General features: G+C 39.7%; 7 protein-coding genes and 1 tRNA gene. 2 read left to right on the top strand and 6 right to left on the bottom strand.

The features are described 5' to 3' along the window. Window positions 1-94 precede the first annotated feature (94 nt). The 3 genes from hemG to HMPREF3279_RS04965 are packed head-to-tail and all read right to left on the bottom strand — an operon-like array spanning window position 95 to window position 2,686. Window positions 95-601 carry a menaquinone-dependent protoporphyrinogen IX dehydrogenase gene (gene hemG / locus HMPREF3279_RS04975; protein WP_070868253.1) on the bottom strand — a complete coding sequence of 169 codons (507 nt, stop codon included), beginning with the start codon at window positions 599-601 and terminating at the stop codon, window positions 95-97. Beyond that, window positions 601-2,064 carry a TrkH family potassium uptake protein gene (locus tag HMPREF3279_RS04970; protein WP_070868252.1) on the bottom strand — a complete coding sequence of 488 codons (1,464 nt, stop codon included), beginning with the start codon at window positions 2,062-2,064 and terminating at the stop codon, window positions 601-603. The genes hemG and HMPREF3279_RS04970 overlap by 1 nt, the downstream gene beginning before the upstream one ends. 10 nt (window positions 2,065-2,074) lie before the next feature. After that, window positions 2,075-2,686, bottom strand: coding sequence for a YigZ family protein (locus tag HMPREF3279_RS04965; protein ID WP_070868251.1), 612 nt, complete (start codon window positions 2,684-2,686; stop codon window positions 2,075-2,077). Window positions 2,687-2,801: 115 nt separating this feature from the next. Here HMPREF3279_RS04965 and tusA point away from each other — a divergent pair, with 115 nt between their 5' ends. After that, window positions 2,802-3,041: a sulfurtransferase TusA gene (gene tusA / locus HMPREF3279_RS04960; protein ID WP_049367545.1), complete on the top strand. Its 240-nt coding sequence runs from the start codon at window positions 2,802-2,804 to the stop codon at window positions 3,039-3,041. A 29-nt stretch (window positions 3,042-3,070) separates the two neighbouring features. Here tusA and HMPREF3279_RS04955 read toward each other — a convergent pair whose 3' ends face one another. The 3 genes from HMPREF3279_RS04955 to selA are packed head-to-tail and all read right to left on the bottom strand — an operon-like array spanning window position 3,071 to window position 7,219. Then, entirely contained in the window at window positions 3,071-3,973 is a 903-nt protein-coding gene (locus HMPREF3279_RS04955; protein WP_070868250.1) for an RsiV family protein, read from the bottom strand. A 7-nt stretch (window positions 3,974-3,980) separates the two neighbouring features. Continuing rightward, window positions 3,981-5,840 carry a selenocysteine-specific translation elongation factor gene (gene selB / locus HMPREF3279_RS04950; protein WP_070868249.1) on the bottom strand — a complete coding sequence of 620 codons (1,860 nt, stop codon included), beginning with the start codon at window positions 5,838-5,840 and terminating at the stop codon, window positions 3,981-3,983. After that, a complete protein-coding gene (gene selA / locus HMPREF3279_RS04945) occupies window positions 5,837-7,219 on the bottom strand; it encodes an L-seryl-tRNA(Sec) selenium transferase (protein ID WP_070868248.1) in 1,383 nt (460 codons plus the stop codon). Before selA ends, selB begins: the two co-directional genes overlap by 4 nt. Before the next feature lie 72 nt (window positions 7,220-7,291). On the opposite strand from selA, the gene HMPREF3279_RS04940 reads away from it, so the two are divergent. Beyond that, window positions 7,292-7,386, top strand: a tRNA-Sec gene (locus tag HMPREF3279_RS04940). The last annotated feature ends 131 nt before the right edge of the window (window positions 7,387-7,517 follow it).

The raw sequence follows: 7,517 nt of genomic DNA, 5'->3' as shown, positions 1-7,517 counted from the left end.
GCAAGATCTTTTTGTAAAAAAATGTAAATTTTTTATTGGTTGAAGATCTTTTAATCAAATCGTCTGAAAAACACTATTTTTATGGTGTTTTATTCTACGAATTCAGGCTTTCTGCAAATGTCTTTACTTTTCCCCAATCGGTATATTCAATTTCTTTGGTCGTATCTGTTTCGCCATTTGTAATTTTCATAATCAATTGGATCATGACACGATCAATCCATTTATAGCGCGGATATAACAATGCCCCTGCAAACACGCCAACTTTTTCCGGCGTCCATTTTATACGTTGAAGGAACTTACGCACATAGACATTTCCCTCTGGCGTATCTTTTCCTTCTTTTCTCGCTGTCAAATTTACACCAAAAAAGACTGCACTTTTTGCATTCAGCAATTCATGATGGCGTTCCACAAAATGGTATAACTGTTTATTAAAATGACCATAGCGAATGGATGCCCCAATAATCACCCGATCAAAAAATGGAAGATCCAGTTCCTCCGCTAACGGTGAAACCACTACTTCTCCTTCAAGATACTGAGCCATAAATTCAGCAATCTTTTTTGTTTGCCCATCGTGGCTTGAATATAAAATTAATGTTTTCATTATGCCTTCCAAAATGCCGGTGTGAAAAGCGCCAATAGTGTGAAGATTTCTAAACGTCCACACACCATCGCAATAGTCAGTATCCATTTAGCGCTATCTGGCATCGCCGTCATATTACTATTCACAGAACCTAATCCTGGACCAAGGTTATTAATACTTGCCAATACTGCATTAAAGGCATCAAAAGGTGCAACACCGCAGGCAATAACACTTAACAAACAAATAGTGAATACCAATAGATATGCAGAGAAAAAGGCCCAAATACTTCCAATCACACGTTCATCAAGAACATTTTTACCCCATTTAATTGGATACACTAAATTTGGGTGAACAAATCGTTTTAGCTCTCTTGCACCTTGAAGGTATAACACTAAAATCCGTGCAACACGCAAACCACCACCAACTGATCCCGCACAGCCTCCAATAAAAGAAGCAATAATTAATAACATTGGCACAAAAGAAGGCCACTCAGCGAAATTTGATGTGGTGTAGCCTGTTGTGGTTGAAATCGATACGGCTTGGAATACGACTTGCTCAAAATCTTGCCATGAGGAGTCAAAATATTGATGGCTTATCATCACCAATGTACAAACCACGATAAGCAAAATTTGAATACTCATAAAGAAGCGGAATTCTGGATCTTTTGTATAAATCTTCAAAATATTTTCTCGTCCTAAGGTCGAAAATGCTCTGAAGTGCAATGCGAAGTTACAAGCCGAAATCCACAAGAAAATGACCGTGATAAAATTAATCGCCGAACTATTAAAATAGCCGATACTGGCATCATGCGTAGAAAAGCCGCCAATAGATACGGTTGAGAAACTATGTGTAATCGCATCAAATGGTGTCATACCCGCTAGCCAGTAAGCCAAAGCACAAGACATGGTTAGAAAGAAATAAACAAACCACAGTGCCTTTGCTGTTTCCGCTATCCGTGGCTGAATTTTCTGATCTTTCATTGGACCTGACATTTCTGCACGGTATAACTGCATTCCTCCAATACCTAATAAAGGAATAATCGCAATCGCAAGTACGATGATCCCCATCCCGCCTAACCATTGTAGGAATTGACGATAAAACAGAATGGCTTTCGGTAAATTATCTAATCCTGTCATGACGGTGGCACCCGTGGTTGTTAGCCCAGAAAATGCTTCAAACACGGCGGAAGCCACTGTTAAATGAGGTGAATCAAATAATAGCAATGGCAAGGTTGCTAAACCGCCCAAAACGAACCAAAATGCCACCACAATTAAGAAACCATCACGAGACCGCAATTCTTGTTTATGGTGATGACAAGGCCACCAAAGCAACATGCCCACGGTTAAGCTTAATGCAAAAGCTTGCATAAACGCTTTACCGCCGCCATCGCCATAAATAAGCGCCACAAAGGCTGGAATCAGCATCGTGCCGGAAAAACACATGACCAAAATGCCGATAATCCGAATAATGGATAAAATATGCACAATATCTCGCTTAATTCATTTCTTCTAATTTCAACGTTCCTGCCGAACGCTCAATTAATGCTTGTTCAAAAGGTTTAATTTGATCTTCACTAATGCCTAACTGTAATGTAATCTGCACTTGAAAATCTTGCTGATAAATTTCAATTTGATGCTGTTCACATAAAATTTGGATCCAATTTAATTGTGCATAGTCACAATGAAGTTGGAATAACTGACGTTCGACTTTTCGTTCAGTTTCTAATAATTTTAAAGCTTGCTGCACACCATTTCCATAAGCACGAACTAAACCGCCAGTGCCTAATAAAATGCCACCATAATAACGAACAACAACGGCACTAATTTCACCAACTTGACTACCTAGCAAAGCAGATAGCATCGGTTTCCCTGCAGTACCTGCTGGCTCACCGTCATCGGAAAAGCCTAATTGTTGAGAATCCGTTGGCTTGCCGGCCACTGCCGCCCAACAATGATGGCGGGCATTAGGGTGCTGCGCTTTAATTTCTGCCCAAAAAGCTTTGGCTTGTTCAAGTCCTTCCGTATGTTGCAAATACGTGATAAATCGACTTTTCTTAATTTCTTCTTCAAAAACGACCGCACTTTTGGGGATAAGGTATTCAACCATGGAATATTATTCAAGTAAATTTGTTGCGTAGTTTATCATTGATAGCGGATTTATCGAAATTTCCCCATAATTATTGTATGATGTAGCTCAATTTCAATAAAACTAATGAATAACCATGACTGAAATTACTGTCGATAAAACCCTTGATACTGTTGGTTTACGTTGTCCTGAACCTGTAATGCTTGTGAGAAAAAACATTCGTCACATGAATGAAGGTGAAGTTCTGCTTATTTTAGCGGATGATCCTGCCACGACTCGCGATATTCCAAGCTTCTGCCAATTTATGGAACATACCCTTTTAGCGAGCGAAACCAAAGACACACCTTTTAAATACTGGGTGAAAAAAGGCCAATAAAAATGCGGCCATTATTGACCGCACTTTTGTTATTCTGCCGTATTACTCGAAACGGGGTAATACTGTTTCTGAAGAAATTCAGGCTTCAATAACGCAGAGGCATTCCACCACTCAATCACCAGCTCCTGGGGGCCTTCTGCATAAGATGCAATTTCATACACGTTATATACAAAATGAATCCCATCATGATCTAAATAGAAATTATCGGTCACTTCAAAAGCGTCTTTTGATGTAAATGCTTCCTCATCTTTTACCTCGCCATATCGAGTGTAACGTTCCCAAAGCAACTCTTTTAATTTAGCTTGCTGGTTTGGTTTAAAAACATCATCAAATGAAAGTAGTTTTTTTGTTTCTAAATCAACATTAAGATAATGGTAGCCACCAACTCCATGAGCCCCACCACCATAGCTGTAATAGTTTATTAAAAATACAGCAAGCTTACCTCTTTGATGATTAAATGCTAAATCTAAGGTTTCATCAATCCCCATTATCGGAGATTCCAACATTTCTTTTTTAGCTTCATCATATGCTTTTTGGTAATCTGCAACTAGCTGCTCACGGCTTCTTGGTTTACCATCAGCATTTTTTGAAATTTGCTCTAAAAGTAGTGTATCTAACCACTCAATATTCGTTTTTAGTGTAGAAATACTGTAATGAAGTTTACCTTCTACAGGTGCGTAGTCATCTTCTTTGGCCGATTTAGGGTATTTGATCGTTTCCTCTTTATCAAAAATCACATCATCTTGAGCAATAATTGCCGGAATAACCTTCTCAGCCTTCTCTTTTTCAGCTTTTAATTGCGTATTTTCTGCCGTCAGTTGCGCAATTGTCTGTGTTTGTTGCTCAATCGTTGCTTTCGCTTCTTTATCTTCGCAACCGGTTACCGTAAAAAGTGCGGTAAAAATTAAGGCTGAAATGAATGTCTTTTTCATGTATTACCTATAAATCAAATGTGTCTTTATCACGTAGAATATGATCATTGCCTTTACGGCGTAAAAAGCCGGTACGATCAAAATATTCCATCAATTGCACTGTCAGTTTTCGACCAAAATTAAGCTTATCACGTAATTCATTTACGGCAACTTTACCTTCTTCGCCTGCCATTTCCTTAATTAAGCGAGCATAAGCATAAATGCTCTCTGTCAGGAAAAAACGATCTTTTACAATTGGCGTGAGGTAACCTAGCTTACCCGCTTTATACATAAAGTTACGCATAGCACTTTCATCTTGTGCCAATGCCGTTGCCATATCACGCACCCAAATGGCTTGTCCATGCGCCTTTTCAAATTCTGCTAACACCGCTTTCCATAATGTTTGCTCTTCAGCTGAAAATTGGATTTTGTGTGAAGGCAAATGTAACCAACCGCGGGTTTGCTGCAATTGACCTTCATCAAGCATTTCTTCAATGAAATGATAAATCAGATTTTCTGGTTGGTTTAAAGTCGCAATACGGTATAAACGGGCTTTACTCAAACCAAGCTGATCATTATGTTGCTCATGATAGGTAGCAAGTGCGGTCAAAATTTGCTGCGTTTTTTCACGTTGATAATCACGATTAAAACACCAATTTTGGAAACGAATATCACCGTTTTCAGCCAACGCTTCTGCCAGTTGATTTTCAGTTAGCTGCTCACTCCACATTAGCGCTTTAGCTGAAACCGACTCTTTTTGTAAGGTTAATCCGATGCGTTGTGTGGCGGTTTGAGCCTGATTAAGTTTAGCCAAGAACGCTAAACGAGCCTCTGTACGCTTATAACGTTTTGGTGAGTGAATTTCGAGTACCTTCGCCCCACCAATTAATACTTTTGCATCGCCACTACGTAAAATTAATTTATCCCCGAATGCCAAAAATAATGGCTGTTCTAAAATAACTTCTGCCAAAGTGCGGTCATTTTTCATTGCATTTTTGCTTTCAAGCAAGGTGAGCTTACCCGTCGTACGGCTTGCTGCATGATAAATGTGCACAGGCTGACTGTCTTTCAAATTCACTTCAGGTGTAATTTCAATGGTAATACGATCTGTTGGCTCAAGTGGTTCTGAGGCTAACAACCAATCGCCGCGTTGCATTGGAATACGATCTAAATCAACGTTTAAATTGAGCGCTAAGCGTTGGCCAGCCAAGCCTTTTTCACTCGGCGTATTCTGAGCATGAATATTCTTAACACGAACCTTTTGTCCTGTAGAAAGGAAGAGTTCATCATCAATGGCCACCGTTCCCGCAAATGCTGTGCCCGTTACCACTGTCCCCGCCCCTTTCACGCTAAAGACACGGTCGATAGCATAACGAAACGGTTTATTTATTTCGACTAATTCCGGTAAATTGGCTAAATAATCACGTAACGCATCAATTCCTAAGCCCGTTTGTGCCGATGTAATAAAATAATGAGATTCAGCTAAGAATGGATAATCTGTCTGAATTTGTATTTTTAGTGCCTCGATTTGCTCATTTGTTGCTCGGTCAGCCTTGGTAATCACTACCATGATTTCAGTAAATTGAAGCTGACGCAAAATCGCTAAGTGTTCTTTAGTTTGTGCGGCAATCCCTCCATCGGCTGCAACAATAAGCATGGCATAATGTACACCACCAAGCCCGGCCAACATGTTGGCGAGAAACTTTTCATGGCCAGGTACATCAATAAACCCAAGCACTTTCTCTTTTAAAGGCAAATAGGCATAGCCTAAATCAATGGTCATGCCACGTTTTTTTTCTTCCGGCAAATGGGCGGTATTCGTACCTGTCAGTGCTTTTAAAAGGGCTGTTTTACCATGATCGACGTGCCCTGATGTAACTATGATCATAATTTTTCCACCGTATCTAATAATGCCTTAAAGTCAGCCACGCTACGTAAATCTAACCAAATCTTTCCTTTCTCAACACGGCCAATTATCGGCTGTTCTAACGCTTTGAATATTGCTAAAAGTGCGGTCAATTTTGCCTCTGTTTTTTCAGCTATCGTTACCGCAATCGAAGGAATCGTCGCCATCGGTTGAGATCCACTCCCAATCTGAGCAAAACTTTCTTCAATCTCAACCTGGTAATCTTTTAAACGATTTGCTAAACAGGTTTTAAGTTGTTCGGCTTTTTCTTTTAATACATCCATTGATTGAGTGAGCAAATGCAAAGTTGGCAACGTTTCTGTGAGTTTTTCGGGGTGGAGATAAAGACGTAATGTTGCCTCAAGCCCGGCTAAAATCACTTTATCACAACGCAACACGCGCTTTAATGGGTGAGCTTGTAACTGAGCAATCCACTCTTTTTTACCGACGATAATACCGGCTTGTGTTCCACCCAATAATTTATCGCCTGAAAATGACACCAAGTTTACGCCTTGTGTGACTTTTTCTTGTACCGTCGGCTCATTCGGTAAATGATATTGGCTTAGATCAATCAATGCACCGCTACCAAGATCCGTAATCACTGGAATATCAAATTCTCGTCCTAGCTCAACCAACTCTTGTTCTGAAACTGAAGCGGTAAATCCACTAATATGATAGTTACTGCAATGTACTTTCATTAAGAAAGCCGTGTTTTCATTGATTGCTTGACGGTAATCTTTCAAATGTGTGCGGTTTGTAGTTCCGACTTCAACAAGTTTACAGCCTGCTTGAGCCATAATGTCAGGGATGCGAAATGCACCACCGATTTCAATTAACTCACCTCGAGAAATAATCACTTCTTTATCTTTTGCAAAAGTAGCTAACATCAAGAGTACGGCTGCCGCATTATTATTCACAATACAGGCAGCTTCTGCACCGGTGAGTTGTGCAAGTAGTTCACTAATATAATTATCTCGATGACTGCGTTTGCCTTCTTCCAAATCATATTCTAGTGCAACATTACCTTTCATCGCATGAAGTGCCGCTTGTTGTGCACTTTCTGACCATAATGCTCGCCCTAAATTTGTATGTAATACTGTGCCTGTTAAATTATGAACTGATTTAATTTGTACATGATTTTGCTGAGTCAATCGCTCTTGTAAATAATGTAACGTACTTAGGTGATCGGCAAAAAAGTGCGGTAAATTTTGATGCTCTTTGATAAACTCGCGTCCTTCAGACAATAATTGGCGCAATTCACGTACAACGGCTGAATGACCAAATTCAGTTAAAAGCATTTCACCTTCTGGTGTTTTTAAAAATTTATCTACCGAAGGAAGTTGTTGAAAAAGTGCGGTCATTTTTAATTCCTATTTCAAAATGGCGTTGAATTGCGAACTAATTTACGCTAAAGTAACCGCAATTTCAATAACGGAAGGTCGTCATCTCCGGTGAGGTGGCAGGACTTCAAATCCTGTTGGGGACGCCAGCGTTCCCGGGTGGGTTCAACTCCCATGACCTTCCGCCACTCTTTTCTTCCAAAGAATATTCTCTCCCTAACATTCACATTTTTAATTTGAACTTTCATTATAATTTCACTGAATTTTAGGCAAACAAAAAGGCGCATCTTTCGATACGCCTTCTTAATCTAACTTGTTA

This window comes from Haemophilus sp. HMSC71H05 (assembly GCF_001838635.1).
GTDB lineage: Bacteria > Pseudomonadota > Gammaproteobacteria > Enterobacterales > Pasteurellaceae > Haemophilus_D > Haemophilus_D parainfluenzae_R.
The sequence above is the reverse complement of the archived record's forward strand: the minus strand, read 5'-3'. Positions and strand labels throughout refer to the sequence as shown.